The 15,015-nt window shown below is 63.3% G+C and carries 14 protein-coding genes; 11 read left to right on the top strand and 3 right to left on the bottom strand.

The genetic code is table 11. From position 1 onward, the window contains the following. The first annotated feature begins 113 nt into the window (after window positions 1-113). From BGO16_RS14575 to BGO16_RS14565, 3 genes are all read left to right on the top strand, one after another. Window positions 114-1,745: a CTP synthase gene (locus BGO16_RS14575; RefSeq protein WP_292619552.1), complete on the top strand. Its 1,632-nt coding sequence runs from the start codon at window positions 114-116 to the stop codon at window positions 1,743-1,745. 91 nt (window positions 1,746-1,836) lie between these two features. Next, the gene (gene kdsA / locus BGO16_RS14570) at window positions 1,837-2,700 is read left to right on the top strand and encodes a 3-deoxy-8-phosphooctulonate synthase (protein ID WP_292619550.1); all 864 of its coding nucleotides are present in this window, start codon (window positions 1,837-1,839) and stop codon (window positions 2,698-2,700) included. Further along, on the top strand, window positions 2,697-3,908 hold the full coding sequence (locus tag BGO16_RS14565; RefSeq protein WP_292619548.1) for an MFS transporter: 1,212 nt from the start codon (window positions 2,697-2,699) through the stop codon (window positions 3,906-3,908). The genes kdsA and BGO16_RS14565 overlap by 4 nt, the downstream gene beginning before the upstream one ends. Before the next feature lie 2 nt (window positions 3,909-3,910). Here BGO16_RS14565 and BGO16_RS14560 read toward each other — a convergent pair whose 3' ends face one another. Both BGO16_RS14560 and queF read right to left on the bottom strand, forming a co-directional pair. Further along, on the bottom strand, window positions 3,911-5,152 hold the full coding sequence (locus BGO16_RS14560; protein ID WP_292619547.1) for an MFS transporter: 1,242 nt from the start codon (window positions 5,150-5,152) through the stop codon (window positions 3,911-3,913). Window positions 5,153-5,256: 104 nt separating this feature from the next. Beyond that, window positions 5,257-5,733 carry a preQ(1) synthase gene (queF, locus tag BGO16_RS14555; protein WP_292619545.1) on the bottom strand — a complete coding sequence of 159 codons (477 nt, stop codon included), beginning with the start codon at window positions 5,731-5,733 and terminating at the stop codon, window positions 5,257-5,259. A 239-nt stretch (window positions 5,734-5,972) separates the two neighbouring features. Between queF and eno the strand changes: the two genes are divergently transcribed. Beyond that, entirely contained in the window at window positions 5,973-7,256 is a 1,284-nt protein-coding gene (gene eno, locus BGO16_RS14550; protein WP_292619543.1) for a phosphopyruvate hydratase, read from the top strand. A 97-nt stretch (window positions 7,257-7,353) separates the two neighbouring features. Here eno and BGO16_RS14545 read toward each other — a convergent pair whose 3' ends face one another. Continuing rightward, window positions 7,354-8,037: a thioesterase domain-containing protein gene (locus BGO16_RS14545; protein WP_292619541.1), complete on the bottom strand. Its 684-nt coding sequence runs from the start codon at window positions 8,035-8,037 to the stop codon at window positions 7,354-7,356. 236 nt (window positions 8,038-8,273) lie between these two features. Here BGO16_RS14545 and BGO16_RS14540 point away from each other — a divergent pair, with 236 nt between their 5' ends. From BGO16_RS14540 to BGO16_RS14510, 7 genes are all read left to right on the top strand, one after another. Next, on the top strand, window positions 8,274-9,524 hold the full coding sequence (locus BGO16_RS14540) for a hypothetical protein (RefSeq protein WP_292619539.1): 1,251 nt from the start codon (window positions 8,274-8,276) through the stop codon (window positions 9,522-9,524). 14 nt (window positions 9,525-9,538) lie between these two features. Further along, the gene (locus BGO16_RS14535; RefSeq protein ID WP_292619537.1) at window positions 9,539-10,126 is read left to right on the top strand and encodes a protein-S-isoprenylcysteine O-methyltransferase; all 588 of its coding nucleotides are present in this window, start codon (window positions 9,539-9,541) and stop codon (window positions 10,124-10,126) included. Between the two features lie 136 nt (window positions 10,127-10,262). After that, window positions 10,263-10,820 carry an NADPH-dependent FMN reductase gene (locus BGO16_RS14530; protein ID WP_292619535.1) on the top strand — a complete coding sequence of 186 codons (558 nt, stop codon included), beginning with the start codon at window positions 10,263-10,265 and terminating at the stop codon, window positions 10,818-10,820. A 60-nt stretch (window positions 10,821-10,880) separates the two neighbouring features. Beyond that, window positions 10,881-11,198, top strand: coding sequence for a septum formation initiator family protein (locus BGO16_RS14525; RefSeq protein ID WP_292619533.1), 318 nt, complete (start codon window positions 10,881-10,883; stop codon window positions 11,196-11,198). 200 nt (window positions 11,199-11,398) lie between these two features. Continuing rightward, complete coding sequence (gene pdhA, locus BGO16_RS14520) at window positions 11,399-12,421, top strand: pyruvate dehydrogenase (acetyl-transferring) E1 component subunit alpha (RefSeq protein ID WP_292619531.1); 1,023 nt, start codon at window positions 11,399-11,401, stop codon at window positions 12,419-12,421. 26 nt (window positions 12,422-12,447) lie between these two features. Continuing rightward, window positions 12,448-13,863 carry a pyruvate dehydrogenase complex E1 component subunit beta gene (locus tag BGO16_RS14515; protein ID WP_292619529.1) on the top strand — a complete coding sequence of 472 codons (1,416 nt, stop codon included), beginning with the start codon at window positions 12,448-12,450 and terminating at the stop codon, window positions 13,861-13,863. A 14-nt stretch (window positions 13,864-13,877) separates the two neighbouring features. Then, on the top strand, window positions 13,878-15,015 hold a 1,138-nt coding region (locus BGO16_RS14510), incomplete at its 3' end, for a pyruvate dehydrogenase complex dihydrolipoamide acetyltransferase (protein ID WP_292619527.1).

Below are 15,015 nucleotides of genomic sequence, written 5' to 3'. Positions count from 1 at the left end.
TAAGAAACTGCAATCGTTAGAATTTTGAAAGTCACCCACAGCCCATCCGCATCTGGCTGACGGCTGCGATTGGTTTTGGCGAATCGACACGGGAGCCTTAAAGGTTGAGTCCCATGGCGCGCTATATTTTCATTACCGGCGGCGTGGTTTCCTCGCTCGGCAAGGGTCTGGCATCGGCGGCGCTCGGCGCGCTGTTGCAGGCGCGCGGCTACAAGGTCCGCCTTCGCAAGCTCGACCCCTACCTCAACCTCGATCCCGGCACGATGTCGCCCTACCAGCACGGCGAGGTCTTCGTCACCGACGACGGCGCCGAGACCGATCTCGATCTCGGTCACTACGAGCGCTTCACTGGCCGTCCCGCGACCAAACAAGACAACATCACCACCGGCCGCATCTATCAGGACATCCTGACCAAGGAGCGCCGCGGTGATTATCTCGGCGCGACGATTCAGGTGATCCCCCACGTCACCAACGCCATCAAGGAGTTCATCCTCGACGGCAACGATGGCTATGACTTCGTGCTGTGCGAGATCGGCGGCACGGTGGGCGACATTGAGGGGCTGCCGTTCTTCGAGGCGATTCGCCAGCTCAAGAACGACCTGCCGCGCGGCGACGTCGTTTACATCCACCTCACGCTGCTTCCGTTCATTCCGAGCGCCGGCGAGTTGAAGACCAAGCCGACGCAGCATTCGGTGAAGGAGCTGCGCTCGATCGGCATCCAGCCCGACATCCTGTTATGCCGCACCGACCGGGAAATTCCCAAGGAGGAACGCCGCAAGCTCGGGCTGTTCTGCAACGTCCGCGAAAGCGCCGTGATCGAGGCGCGCGACGCCGACAACATCTATGCCGTGCCGGAAGTCTATCACGCAGCGGGTCTCGACGACGAGGTTCTGGCGGCGTTCGGGATCGAGCCGCGGCAGCCGCCGGCGCTGCAAGGCTGGCACGAGATCAACGAACGGATCCGCAATCCCGAAGGCGCGGTGACAATTGCGATCGTCGGCAAGTACACCGGTATGAAAGATGCCTACAAGTCGCTGATCGAGGCGTTGTCCCATGGCGGCATCGCCAACAAAGTGAAGGTCAATCTCGACTGGATCGAGAGCGAGGTGTTCGAGAACGAGGACGCCGCGCCGTTCCTCGAACATGTCGACGGCATTCTGGTGCCGGGCGGATTCGGCCAGCGCGGCGCCGAGGGCAAGATCAAGGCGGCGCGATTCGCCCGCGAGCGGCGCGTCCCTTATTTCGGCATCTGCTTCGGGATGCAGATGGCCGTGATCGAGGCGGCGCGCAATCTGGTCGGAATCGCCGAGGCCAATTCCACCGAATTCGGCCCGACCCGCGAACCACTGGTCGGTCTGATGACGGAATGGCTGCGTGGCAATGAACTGGAGAAGCGCTCGAAGGCCGGCGATCTCGGTGGCACCATGCGGCTTGGCGCTTACCCGGCGGCGCTCACGCGCGGCAGCCGCGTTTCCGGAATCTACGGTGGCGCGCTGGAGATTTCCGAACGGCACCGCCACCGCTATGAGGTCAACACTGCCTACAAGGACCGGCTGGAGCAGCACGGCCTGCGCTTCTCGGGCTTGTCACCCGATGGGGTCTTGCCGGAGATCGTCGAATACCAGGATCATCCGTGGTTCATCGGGGTGCAGTACCACCCCGAACTGAAATCGCGGCCGTTCGAGCCGCATCCGCTGTTCGCCTCGTTCATTCAGGCTGCCGTGGTGCAGAGCCGGCTGGTGTAGGCTGCGCTTGAGCGCACAAATTCGACGTCGCGACAGGGGGGTTGATCCCGCCGCTGCCGGCCTGCATGGTCGGTCAGCAAAGGAATCCGTCTTGAACCAGTCTCTCTCCGCTGCGCCTGTCGTCGCCGTCGGCCCAGTCACTTTCGCTCAGGACCGGCCGCTGGCGGTCATCGCCGGCCCGTGCCAGATGGAAAGCCGGGCCCATGCGCTCGAAGTTGCCGGCGCGCTGAAGGAAATCGCCACGCGGTTGAATATCGGCCTTGTCTTCAAATCCTCGTTCGACAAGGCCAACCGCACCAGCGCCTCGGGCGCGCGCGGGATCGGGCTGAAAAAGGCTCTGCCGGTTTTCGCCGAGATTCGTGCCTCGCTCGGTTTGCCGGTGCTGACCGACGTGCATGAGGCTGCGCAATGCCTCGAGGTCGCGCAAGTCGTCGACGTGCTGCAAATACCCGCGTTCCTGTGCCGGCAGACCGACCTTTTGCTGGCGGCGGCGACGACCGGCAAGGTTATCAACGTCAAGAAAGGGCAATTCCTGGCGCCCTGGGACATGGCGAACGTGGTCGCCAAGATCACCGGCGGCGGCAACCCCAACGTGCTGGTCACCGAACGCGGGGCGTCCTTCGGCTACAACACGCTGGTCTCGGACATGCGCGCGCTGCCGATCCTCGCGCGCACCACCGGCGCGCCCGTCATCTTCGACGCCACCCATTCGGTGCAGCAGCCGGGCGGGAAGGGGGCATCCTCCGGCGGCGAGCGCGAATTCGTGCCGGTGCTGGCGCGCGCGGCCGTGGCGGTCGGCGTCGCCGGCGTGTTTATCGAGACCCATCCCGATCCCGATCGTGCCCCCTCGGACGGTCCCAATATGGTGCCGCTTCGCGAGTTCGAGGCGCTGGTGCGGCGGTTGATGGCGTTCGATGCGCTGGCGAAGGCGGCCGATCCGGCGCCTGCGAAATGACATCGGCCACCCCGGCCGCGGCCGGACAGCACAAGTTGCCGCCGCTCCTGAATATTGTCGCGCTGGCCACCTTTGCGGCGAGCCTGTCGACGCGCGCGCTGGATCCGGTGCTGCCGCATGTCGCCGACGACATGTCGGTGACAGTTGCGACCGCCGCCGGCCTGACGGCGGTCACCGCCTTCTCGTTCGCGCTCGTGCAGCCGCTGATCGGCGCGGCCGCTGACGTGTTCGGCAAGGCGCGGCTGATGCTGGTGTGTCTGGTGCTGCTCGGCATCGCGAACGTCGCTGGCGCGCTGTGCACATCCTACGGCGCGCTGTTCGTGACGCGCGTCTTCGCGGGCATCGCGTCGGGTGGTGTTTTCCCGGTCGCGCTCGGCATGGCGAGCGACCTCGTGCCGGTCTCCAAGCGGCAGGTGGCGATCGGCAGGACAATCGCGGGCACGGTGAGCGGCAATCTGCTCGGCGCGTCCTTTTCCGGGGTGATCGGGGATCTCGTCGGCTGGCGCGGCGTGCTTGTCGTCCTCGGCGTGCTGGTTCTGACTGCATCGATCGCCGTCGGCGCTGGATTCCGCCGCGGCAACGCGATCGTGGCCTCGCGGCAGATGAAGTTCATGGATCTGCGCCATGGCTACCGGCAGATCTTCACCAATCCCAACGCCAGGGTCTGCTACTCCGCGGTTTTCATCGAAGGCTGCTGCGTGTTTGGACTGTTTCCTTACGTCGCGGCGTTTCTGTTCGAACTCGGCGAAACGCGGCTTTCGGTTGCCGGAATCGTCATCGCGGGATTTGCGGTCGGCGGCCTGTTCTACACGATGACGGTGTCCCGCTTGCTGTCGGTGTTCGGCATCCGCGGCATGATGATAGCGGGCGCAATGCTGGCGGCGGCGCAGATTGTCGCCGTTGGTCTTGGTCCGGACTGGCGCATCCAGACACTTAGTTTCATCCTGATGGGCTGGGGCTTCTACATGCTGCACGGCTGCCTGCAGGTGTTCGCCAGCGAATTGTCCGAGCAGGCGCGGGCGACCGCGTTGTCGCTGCATTCGTTCTTCTTCTACATGGGACAGACGGCCGGTCCGATCGCCTATGGCGCGAGCCTTGCCTGGGCGGGGAAGTTTCCGACCCTCGCGGCAAACGCAATCATCATCGCGATTCTCGGATTGGTCTGTGCGCGACTGCTCGTCGGGAGGACCGGATCGTCCACGGGGTAGCGTCAGGACGAAAATTGCGGAGCGGCGGATGGTTGCGCCGGCAGGCGTGCGCAGGCCGGCTTGAGAACGCCGCCGAATCCGAGCCAGAGCGCAAGCGAGCCAAGCGCGAAGCCACCCAGGATCAGGAACGCCAGCGGGTAGCCGACGCTTTGCGCGATCCAGCCCCCGATCGCGGGACTCAGCGCGGCGCCGATGCCCTGCACGGTCATGACCGCGCCCTGGCCGACGTTGATGCGACCGGTGCCGTTGAGGATGCGCGCGACCAGGCCGGGCACCGCCACGCTCTGCAGCCCGGCGCCGACGCCGTCGAGCAACTGAACGGGGACGACGCCCCAACTCGTGATCAGGCCGGCGGCGATCGCGCCGCGGACTGGCAGCGATGCGAACGAAATCAGCATCACCAGCCAATAGCCTTCTTTTTCCGCGAGCCGCATCGCAAACAGCGAGGTGAGGATCATCGTCCCCTGGGCGATGACGATGGTGGCGGCGACAAAGCCGGCCGGGTCGGCGCCGCGTTCGGAGACCACCGCCAGGCCGTAGAGTGGCAGCATCGCGGCGTTCCCGAGATGAAAGAAAGCGAGCGCTGCCGCCAGGATCAGCAGGGGCTTGCAGCGGACCAGCACGTCGAAGCCGCTGACCTCGCCGGCGTGGTCGCCGCTGTGGTGCACACCGCGGGCGGCGGCATCGTCGATAGCGTCCTTTGGGATCATCAGGACGCACGCAATCGAGATCAGGCCGAACACCGCGGCGAGAATAAACACCGCGACGAAGCCGAACTGCCAGCCGACGAAACCCGAAAGGGCCGCTCCGACCATGTTGCCGGCATGATTGAAAGCCTGGTTGCGGCCATTCTGCCGGTTGAAGCCGGTTTGCCGCACCATCCCGAGCGTGATGCCGGTAACCGCGGGAATAATCGCAGCCCCCGCGACGGCGGTTGCGATTTGTGAAAACGTCACCACCCAGAAATCCTGGGACAGCAAGATGATCGCGGAGGCGAGCACCGTGCAGATGCCGGGAAAGATGACATAGGCGCGTTTGTTGCGGGTGGCATCCACAAGCGCACCGACCGGCGTCGTCATCAGCGTCCCTGCGACGCCGCCGACGGTCAGGATGGTGCCGATCCAGCCGCTCTGCCAGCCATGAGCCAACAGGAAAACGCCGACGAACGGACCGATCCCGGCCTGCATGTCGGCCATGAAGAAATTCAGCGCTTCAAGCGGACGGAGGCCGCGACGGCTGGTCATGTGTCAAGCGGCTTTGCCCAAGGATCTCAATCATTCCGCTGGGGACGCAAACGCGGTCGACGGGAGCCGGTTCCCACTCGTCGGCGCATAAGGCGTTCTGACGGTCAGCCCCTGCCGCGATACGGCGCCACGTCCTGATCGGGAATCCAGAGGCCCTTTGGCGCCTTGCCAGTCTGCCAGAACACGTCGATCGGAATGCCGCCGCGCGGATACCAATAGCCGCCGATGCGCAGCCATTTTGGCCCCACCGCGGCGGCGATGCGCTTGCCGATCGCCACGGTGCAATCCTCGTGAAAAGCGCCATGGTTGCGAAAGCTCGCCAGATAAAGTTTGAGCGATTTCGACTCCAGCAGCCACGATCCCGGCACATAGTCGATCACCAGATGCGCGAAATCCGGCTGGCCGGTGACCGGACACAGCGCGGTGAACTCCGGCGCTGTGAACCGCGCGACATAATTGGTGTCCCTCTGCGGATTGGGCACGCGGTCCAGCTTCGCGGCCTCCGGCGAATCCGGCCACGTCACCGCGCGGCCAAGCTGCAGAGCGGAGGAATTTGGCGGGGAGGGAGGCTTTCGTGGCATGATTATCTCCATCGGAGCGCGATCGGTAAAAAACGGAAGCCGGCTTTGCGTCCGATCGTGCTCTGACCTTACTTGAACGGCGCATGATCTTTTCGCCAAACCGCTCGCACTTTGGCGGATCATGCGCTTCTGATAGCCAATCGTAACGAATACGTCACGATTCACAGCCTTTCCCGCGCCCAAGCATTGCTGTAGAAGCACCGCAAAATCCAGTGTTCAAGTGATTCAAGAGGTTCTTAATGACCGCTATCGTCGACATCATCGGCCGTGAAATTCTCGACAGCCGCGGCAATCCGACCGTCGAGGTCGACGTGGCGCTCGAAGACGGCGCGATGGGCCGCGCCGCGGTGCCATCGGGTGCTTCCACCGGAGCGCACGAGGCGGTCGAACTGCGCGACGGCGACGAAACCCGCTATTTCGGTAAGGGCGTGCGGAAGGCGGTCGACGCGGTGAATGGCGAGATTTTCGATGCCATCGGAGGCATGGACGCCGAGCAGCAGACGCAGATCGACGATATTCTGATCGAACTGGACGGGACCGCGAACAAGAGCCGGCTCGGCGCCAACGCGATTCTCGGCGTGTCGCTGGCGCTCGCCAAGGCGGCGGCGGACTCGCTCGACATGCCGCTGTACCGCTACGTCGGCGGCGTTTCGGCGCGGACGCTTCCGGTGCCGATGATGAATATCGTCAATGGCGGCGTTCATGCCGACAACCCGATCGACTTTCAGGAATTCATGATCATGCCGGTCGGCGCCGCGACCTTCTCGGACGCATTGCGCTGCGGGTCGGAAATCTTTCACACCCTGAGAGCCGAATTAAAGAAGGCCGGCCACAATACCAACGTCGGCGACGAGGGCGGTTTCGCACCGAACCTGCCATCGGCCAACGCGGCGCTCGATTTCATCATGAGCGCGATCGTCAAGGCCGGTTACAAGCCGGGCGACGACGTGATGCTGGCGCTCGATCCGGCCGCGAGCGAGTTCTTCAAGGACGGCAAGTATGTCTATTCGGGCGAGGGGAAGACCCGCTCGGTCGAGGAGCAGGCGAAATACCTTGCCAAGCTGGCGGCGGACTACCCGATCGTCTCGATCGAGGACGGAATGGCCGAGGACGACTTCGACGGCTGGAAGCTCCTTACCGACCTCATCGGCAACACCTGCCAGCTCGTTGGCGACGACCTGTTCGTCACCAACGTGGCGCGGCTCGCGGACGGCATCAGGAACGGCCGCGCCAATTCCATCCTTATCAAGGTCAACCAGATCGGCACGTTGACCGAGACCCTGGCTGCCGTCGAAATGGCCTATAAAGCCGGTTACACCGTCGTGATGTCGCACCGCTCGGGCGAGACCGAGGATTCCACGATCGCGGATCTCGCGGTCGCCACCAATTGCGGGCAGATCAAGACCGGCTCGTTGTCGCGATCAGACCGCGCCGCCAAATACAACCAGCTGCTGCGCATCGAGCAGCAGCTTGGCGCCCAGGCGAGGTATGGTGGACGCGCGGCGCTGAAGGCGCTGGCGTAACGCCCCTATCAATCGGATAAAACGGTCGGCCGGCGCGCGAGGCGCGTGCCGGCGTGTTTCCTGACGGCGACCGTGCCTTGTTTACTGTGTCTCTTGCTTACTGTGTCGCTGGCGCGGCCGAGACCTGATGATCGCGCCTGGCGGGCCGCTTGATGCGATGAGGGGTGCCGCTGCCGACCGCCTGCAGCACCGCCGCGATCGCCTGGCGATGAAGGGCTTCGGCCTTGTCGATCACGAAATGGTTGTAAGCGCCGCTTTCGTTCAGGTTGGACAGGCTACCGCGAAATTGTTTGCCGGGCTCGACGGGACGACCCCATGCGGTGGGCACGTAGAAATTGATGATTCGGCGCACATTCGGAGGAACCCGGTCCGGCGCGGTCGGATCGAAGTTCACGATCAGCGCCACGGGAATCCTGTTGTCGTTCAGCTTGCGCGCCAGGGAAATCGTGGTGTCCGCGCCGTAGGAATGACCCATCAGGATGATGGGCTCACGATTGCCGGCGCGATATTGGGCTGTGATGCTGTCGGCGAGCGACGACCAGGACGTATAGGACACGGCCTCGGCCCTGACGCCGACTTTTTCGATCTTGGCGGCCAGTTCATCCATGCCGAGCGAAAAGACGTTGAACAGCCCGCGCATCAGGTAGACATGACCGGGGCGGTGAGGTGCGGCGGTCTGTGCATTGGCTGAACTTGTCAGCATCCCCCCGGTCACGAACAGGACGAGGCTTGCCATTACGGCATGCAGGCGGCGGCGAGCAGGCGGGAAAATGGTCAGCATCAACTGGTTCCAGTTCAAATGACGCGGGACCCGCACTATATTTCGCCTTCACGTTCTCCCGTCAATCGCGGCGCCATAAATCCTGTGGGTTGTGATTGAAACGTCACAGCTGATCCTGTTTCCGGACACGTATTCGCAGCCGGATTTTGTAGTATCCTGATGATGGCGGGAGAGTTTCCATGCGTCTCCGCCCGCAAACCACGATTCGATAACAGCGAGGGAAGTGGCGGGATCGCATGATCGCAAGGCGGCATGTCTTTCATATCGGCGGATACGATCCGATCTCGCCCGAGCAGCAGCTTGAGCGGTTCCGCCGGTCGCTGGCGCTGTTTCAGCGAACCTGGGGCGTGAAGGCCGCCATTGTCAGCAGAATCGATGCGACGCCGGTCAGCGCGTCATGGGAGATGGAGGCCTCGGGTCCCAACTGGAACACCCGCACGTCTTACGAAATGCTGAGGTGGGATGACCTGATTCGGGAGGACCACGCTCGTGGCATGTGGTCGCGTTTGCGGGAAGCCTTCGTCACGCTGGCCGACTTCGTCCTGACCGGCACGCTGTTTCGTTTCATGTATTCGAGCTGGAAATATGCCGGCTTCTTTCTGTTCCCGTATCTGTATCTTGCAGGGTTTGCTGCGTGCGGGGCGGGCATCGGATACGGTCTGGTCCGGCTCGCCGGCGTCACCGGGTTCGCGGCAGTCCTGCTCACGGTGGTGTCGACCGTCGTCGTGACGGCAGGTTTGCTGTACCTGTTGGGCTGGCGATGGCCGATCAACCACGTATTCGACGACTGGATCTTCTCGCGTGAGTTTGTCTACGGAAAGCGGCCGCGCATGGATGCGCGGATCGATCAGTTCGCCGAGCGAATCCTGGACAGCATTCGCAATGCCGATGTCGACGAGATCGTCGTTGTCGGCCATTGTCTCGGCGCCGCGCTGGTGATGGATGCGGTTGCGCGCGCGCTTAAGCGCGAACCGGAGCTTGCGAGGTGCGGCCCTCCGCTGTGCATCCTGACCGTCGGCGCCACCATTCCGAAATTCTCGCTGCATTCGCGCGGCGAGCGCATTCGTCAGGCCACGCAAAGGGTTGCCGACGAGCCTCGAATCCGCTGGACCGAATATCACGCCCGCGACGACGCCATCAGTTTCTACCGCTTTGATCCGGTGACGTTGAAGCGTTTCAGCCGCGAGCGCTCCGACGGGCGGCCTAACGTCCGGCGCGTGCAGTTGCATGAGATGATGGACAAGGCCAGCTTCCGGCGACACCGCTTCAATTTCATGCTTCTGCACTACAAGTTCTTGATGGGAAACAGCGTGCGCGCCAACTACGACCATTGCCTTATTGTTTGCGGTCCATTGCCGTTCGACGAGATCACCGCGCCGCGCGGCGGTGTCGAGCGTTTCGGCGAGGATGGTGCTCTTCTTTCGAAAGCCCGGCCTGTGACGACGGCAGCGGCCATTCCGGCGGATGCCGCCGCCGATGTGGTTTAGGCGCAGCGTTGTTCATGTCATCGGTCGCGCTCGGACAGACGATCTGGATCGTCGGCATCGTTGCCTGGTTCATCATCCGCTATCCTTACGCCCGGCGAGCGCGTCGCACCGCGACCTTGCGGCGCGACGGCGCCTGGCGCGAGCGCGCGCTTCTGGCAGTCGCGTTTCTCGGCCTGTTTGCGATCCCGGCCCTCAATCTTGCAACGGGATGGCCGCGCGCGTTCGCCTACGATCAGGGTTACGGACTCCTCGTGCCCGGTGCCGCATTGTTCGCGCTGTCGCTCTGGCTGTTCCGCCGTTCGCACAAGGATCTCGGCCGGCAATGGTCGGCGGCGCTTGAGGTGCGGGAGGGGCATCGGGTTGTCCGCAACGGCGTGTACCGATCAATCCGCCATCCGATGTATGCCTCGTTCTGGCTGTGGGCGGCCGCGCAAGCCTGCCTGCTGCCGAATCTCGTCGCCGCGCTGAGCGGGCTCCTTGCTGTGGCGTTGTTGTTCTTCGCGCGCGTGAATTTCGAGGAGCGGATGATGATCGAAGCCTTTGGCGACGACTATCGGCGCTACATGCAGGAAACAAAACGGATTATTCCCGGCGTGTATTGATCGGCGCGAGCCGGGCGTCGTCGTCCATGTGAAGCGCGAATCAATCTTGCGACTTGCAATGAGGGTTCGGATAAATAGATGCATTTGCATTGTTCACCGCTCGCCGGGTTAAAGCGGCATAACCACAGGATCGATCATGGCATCCCCATTCAGCGTCGCCGTTATCGTCGGCAGCCTTCGTCGAGAGTCATTTTCCCTTAAAATCGCCAAGGCCTTGACGAAGCTTGCGCCATCCTCGCTAAAGCTCGACGTCATCACGCTCAACGAATTGTCGTTCTACAACCAGGATCTTGAGGCTACGCCGCCGGCCGACTGGGTGAGTTTTCGCGATCGCATCAGGAAAGCGGATGCCGTCCTGTTCGTGACTCCCGAATACAACCGGTCCGTTCCGGGCGTTCTGAAAAACGCCATCGATGTCGGATCGCGCCCCTATGGGCAGAGCGTCTTCAACGGCAAGCCCGGCGGCGTCATCAGCAATTCGCCGGGCGCCATTGGCGGGTTCGGCGCCAATCATCATCTGCGCCAATCGCTGGTATTCCTCAACGTGCCGGTGCTGCAGCAGCCGGAGGCCTATATCGGCGGCATTGGCGATGCGTTCGACGAGAACGGCGAACTGGTCAAGGCGCCTTTGCGCGAGTTTCTCGAAGCCTACATCAAGGCCTTCGCCGCCTGGGTCGCGCAGCAGAAGAAATAGCAGCCGTCGCGAGGACCGGCCGTTAGCGAAGCCTTAACCGGGCGGCCGCATCGTCCCGCCATGGTCTCGCGTTCACGACTCAAATCGCTGCTCACCGGGCTTGCCCTCTACACGATGGCGGCGATGATCGTCGGCTATTTCGGCGTCAACGCCTATACCGGCAAGTACGGGTTGAATGCCCGGCAGGAGCTTGACCAGGAAATCGTCGCACTGACTTCGGAACTGGCGCGGCTGAAGGTGGAGCGTGCCGAGGGCGAGAAGCGGGTCGCGCTTCTGCGCTCGAGCGGAATCGATCCCGACATGCTCGACGAGCGCGTCCGCTTCCAGCTCGACTATGCCAACCCGCGCGATCTCGTTCACATCATCCGCCCGAAATAAATCCGGGGCGCGCAAGCCCTTGCGCGTGATTGCGTGCAACCGCGAAAAGCTGTCGTCTAATTTCAAAAACGTTCCTTTTTCGGTCACGGAATTTCGCTGACGCTGCAATGCGGAAGCCGCGCGCATCAATTTGATCACGCGCTTTCAAGGTTGTGCGAGTTGAGCTAGAGAAGATGATCCTTCCCGCATCCGGATTTGACATGGCCGCATCCAAGAAAAGCGTCGCGCAGGCAGCAGACAACGGCTCGGAGAGCGGGTCGCCCCCCGCGTTCACCCGCGAGCAAGACCTTCAAGCCTTGCGCGACATGCTGCTGATCCGCCGTTTCGAGGAAAAAGCCGGCCAGCTCTATGGAATGGGTGCGATCGGGGGCTTCTGCCATCTCTACATCGGTCAGGAAGCGATCGTGGTCGGGATGCAGATGACGCTCGGACAGGGCGATCAGGTCATCACTGGATACCGCGACCATGGCCACATGCTGGCCTGCGGCATGGATGCCAAGGGCGTAATGGCCGAACTGACCGGGCGTCGCGGCGGCTATTCCAAGGGCAAGGGCGGCTCCATGCATATGTTCAGCAAGGAGAAGCACTTCTACGGCGGCCACGGCATCGTCGGCGCGCAGGTGTCGCTCGGAACCGGCCTTGCCTTCGCCAACCGCTACCGCGGCAACGACCGCGTCAGCCTTGCTTACTTCGGGGACGGGGCGGCCAACCAGGGCCAGGTCTATGAGAGCTTCAACATGGCCGAGCTTTGGAAGCTGCCGGTGGTCTACATCATCGAGAACAATCGCTACGCCATGGGCACGTCGGTGACGCGCTCGTCGGCGCAGACGGATTTCTCCAAGCGTGGCGTGTCCTTCAACATTCCCGGCGAGCAGGTCGACGGCATGGACGTCCGCGCCGTGAAGGCGGCGGGCGACAGGGCGGTGAAGTGGTGTCGCGACGGCAAGGGCCCCTATATCCTGGAAATGCAGACCTACCGCTATCGCGGCCACTCGATGTCTGATCCGGCGAAGTACCGCACGCGCGAGGAAGTCGACAAGGTGCGGCATGATCAGGACCCGATCGAACAGGTCCGCAACCGGCTGCTGGCGGACAAGGTCGCCGAGGACGAGTTGAAGAAGATCGACGCCAAGGTGCGCGAGATCGTCAATATGGCCGCGGACTTCGCGCAGAACGATCCCGAGCCTGACGCATCCGAACTTTACACCGACATTTACCGCTGAGCGGGCAAGCCTTTTTCGGAGCGACCATGCCAATCCAAGTTCTGATGCCCGCGCTTTCGCCGACGATGGAGAAGGGCAACCTCGCCAAGTGGCTGAAGAAAGAGGGCGAGGCGGTCCGGTCCGGCGACGTCATCGCCGAGATCGAGACCGACAAGGCCACCATGGAGGTCGAGGCGACCGACGAGGGCACGCTCGGCAAGATCCTGATTCCGGAAGGCACCAACGATGTCGCGGTGAACACGCCGATCGCGACCATTCTTGCGGATGGGGAAAGCGCCGCTGATCTCGGCAAGGCCGAGGCGCCCAAGGCCGCCAGGATGCCCGCTCGAGATGTGTCCAGCGAGGTCGCCGAATCCCGAGCGCCGGTCGGCGAGGGTAAGCCGATGATCTCGGATCCCAAGCGACCTGCCGGCACAGCGGCGGAGATTCCCGAGGACCCCGACATTCCCGCCGGCACCGAGATGGTGACCATGACCATCCGCGAGGCGCTGCGCGACGCCATGGCGGAGGAAATGCGCCGCGACGGCGACGTCTTCCTGATGGGCGAGGAAGTGGCTGAGTATCAGGGCGCATACAAGGTCTCGCAGGGCCTTTTGGAGGAGTTCGGCGCGCGGCGCGTGATCGATACTCCGATCACCGAGCATGGCTTTGCCGGCGTCGGCGTCGGCGCGGCGTTCGCCGGCCTGAAGCCGATCGTCGAGTTCATGACCTTCAACTTCGCGATGCAGGCGATCGACCAGATCATCAACTCCGCCGCCAAGACGCTTTATATGTCCGGCGGGCAGATGGGCTGTTCGATTGTGTTCCGGGGACCGAACGGAGCGGCCGCGCGTGTCGCCGCCCAGCACAGCCAGGACTATTCGGCGTGGTATTCGCAAATTCCAGGGCTGAAGGTGATCGCGCCGTATTCCGCCGCCGACTACAAAGGGCTTTTGAAAGCCGCGATCCGCGACCCCAATCCGGTGATCTTCCTCGAAAATGAAATCCTTTACGGGCACACCGGTCCGGTGCCGAAGTTCGACGACTATGTGCTGCCGATCGGCAAGGCGCGGATCGCGCGTGCCGGCCAGCACGTCACGCTGGTCTCATGGTCGAACGGCATGACCTATGCGCTGAAGGCGGCCGATGAACTCGCGAAGGAGGGCATCGAGGCCGAGGTTGTCGACCTGCGCACGCTGCGTCCGATGGATACCGACACCATCGTGGCCTCGGTGCGGAAGACCGGCCGCGCGGTGACCGTGGAGGAGGGCTGGCAGCAATCGGGCGTGGGCGCCGAGATCGTCGCGCGGATCATGGAGCATGCGTTCGATTATCTCGACGCGCCGGTGATGCGCGTCTCCGGCAAGGACGTGCCGATGCCGTATGCGGCCAATCTCGAAAAGCTGGCGCTGCCGTCGATCGCCGAAGTCGTCGAGGCGGCGAAGGCCGTCTGCTATCGCTGAGCGGGGCTGACATCATGCCGATCAACATTCTGATGCCTGCGCTGTCACCGACGATGGAGAAGGGCAACCTCGCCAAATGGCTCAAGAAGGAGGGCGACAAGGTGAGGTCCGGCGATGTCATCGCCGAGATCGAGACTGACAAGGCGACCATGGAAGTCGAGGCGGTGGACGAGGGCACCATCGCGAAGATTCTGGTGCCGGAAGGCACGCAGGACGTGCCGGTCAACAATGTGATCGCGGTGCTGGCCGGCGATGGCGAGGACGTGAAGTCGGCCGCGAGCGGCGGCGGCGCTGCGAAAGCCGAGCCGAGAACCGACGCAAAATCAGAAGCCGGGGTGGTAGCTGGTAGCGGGGGAGCGACTCGATCCCCCGACTCATCCTCCAGCGCTCCTGCGCCCAAGCCGGCATCGTCAGGAGCGCAGGCAGTATCGACGCCTTCCGCCAACGGCCATGGCCGCATCTTCTCCTCGCCGTTGGCGCGGCGGCTGGCAAAGGAAGCGGGCATCGAACTGTCGCGCATCGATGGCAGCGGTCCTCACGGCCGCGTCGTCGCGCGCGATGTGGAGCAGGCGAAATCCGGCAAGGGGCTGAAGGCACCGGCGGCCGCGTCCGCAGGCGCGCCGTCGATCGCGCCCGCGATGTCCGACAAGCAGATCCTGTCTTTGTTCGAAGACGGCTCCTACGAGATCGTGCCGCATGACAATATGCGGCGTACGATCGCGCAGCGCCTGACCGCCTCGATACAGACCATTCCGCATTTCTACCTGACGATGGATTGCGACATCGGAAGGCTGCTTGCCGCTCGCGAGGACATCAACGCGTCCGCGCCGAAGGACAAGGAGAAGAAGCCGCTCTACAAATTGTCGGTCAACGACTTCGTCATCAAGGCGATGGCGATTGCGTTGCAGCGCGTACCGAACGCCAATGTGAGCTGGACCGAAGGCGGCATGCTCAGGCACAAGCATTCCGACATCGGCGTCGCGGTGGCGATGCCGGGCGGGCTGATCACGCCGATCATCCGCAAGGCGGAGACGAAATCGCTCTCGGCGATCTCGTCGGAAATGAAGGACTTCGCCGCGCGGGCGCGGGCGCGAAAACTCAAGCCCGAGGAATATCAGGGCGGCACCACGGCCGTGTCGAACCTCGGCATGT

The organism is Nitrobacter sp. 62-23, from assembly GCF_001897285.1.
Classification (GTDB): domain Bacteria; phylum Pseudomonadota; class Alphaproteobacteria; order Rhizobiales; family Xanthobacteraceae; genus Nitrobacter.
This window is presented reverse-complemented; position numbering and strand designations above follow the sequence as displayed.